The sequence below is a fragment of the Mesorhizobium sp. M4A.F.Ca.ET.020.02.1.1 genome (assembly GCF_004022645.1).
Classification (GTDB): Bacteria; Pseudomonadota; Alphaproteobacteria; order Rhizobiales; family Rhizobiaceae; genus Mesorhizobium.
The window spans coordinates 1-912 of the sequence record NZ_RZOI01001218.1 but is presented as its reverse complement, the minus strand read 5'-3'; the positions used below and the strand labels follow the sequence as shown (position 1 = coordinate 912).

The following is a 912-nucleotide window of genomic DNA, read 5'->3' as shown; positions in this document are numbered from 1 at the left end:
AACAAGACCCGCCCTCGGCGGGCGGGTCGTCGGCGCAAATCAGCACCATGGACAAAACAGTAGCATAGCTGCCGTCACCCGGCAAGGAAAATTTTCCTAGAAGGCTTGCTCGCCGCATCTCACTGGGAACTATGGCCTGTCGGGATCGTTGGCGTACATCGAAGAGGAGAAAACCATGGCCGAGAACGAGAGCAGCCAGGGCAACAGCTCAGCCCAGCCGAGCAACGGCAATGCAAAAAGCCAGAGCAACCCGGCGCGCAGTCGTGCCGCGGCACGCAGCAGCACGACACGCAGCAGCTCTTCAAGCGCTTCCGAAGCGGCGCTGAAGAAGCAGATCGCGGAGCTGCGGCGCGAGGTCAGCAGGCTCAACCGCGCGTTGGCCGAACAGGCGGAGGACGTCGTCGAGACGGGGCATGGCTGGTACGACAGTGCCGCCGACCGAGCCTCCGGCTGGTACGATAGTGCAGCCGAGGGGGCATCTCGCGCCGCACAGCAGCTTCGCAGCCAGGCACAGACTGTGCGCGGCCAGGCGCAGAGCGTGTCGGAAACGGTCCGGCAGAACCCCGGCACGATCTCGACGGCACTGACGCTGGGCGGGCTTATCGGCGTGCTGATCGGCCTGGCAATCGCCAGGAGCGTCGAGCCGCAGCCCGACTGGTTCCACCGCCACTGGAAAAGCTGACAGCTTCTGCCGGCAGAAGGACGCATGACAGGAAGCCCGGGCGGCCGCCCGGGCTTTTCGCACGGGCTGGTCATTAACCAGACCTTATGGAATCATTCCGTTGGGGAATCGCGGAGAGCGGCATGGACAAACCTGCCATGGCATCCGTCTTTCGGATGCGGCATTTGCCAGCAACCATTTCAGGCGTTCGCAGCCTTGGCAGGGGTCAGGCGGATCCGATCTTCCACTCC

1 protein-coding gene is annotated in these 912 nt (G+C 63.9%); it reads left to right on the top strand.

The features are described from left to right. The first annotated feature begins 175 nt into the window (after window positions 1-175). Window positions 176-682 carry a hypothetical protein gene (locus EN742_RS36180; protein WP_245455496.1) on the top strand — a complete coding sequence of 169 codons (507 nt, stop codon included), beginning with the start codon at window positions 176-178 and terminating at the stop codon, window positions 680-682. The last annotated feature ends 230 nt before the right edge of the window (window positions 683-912 follow it).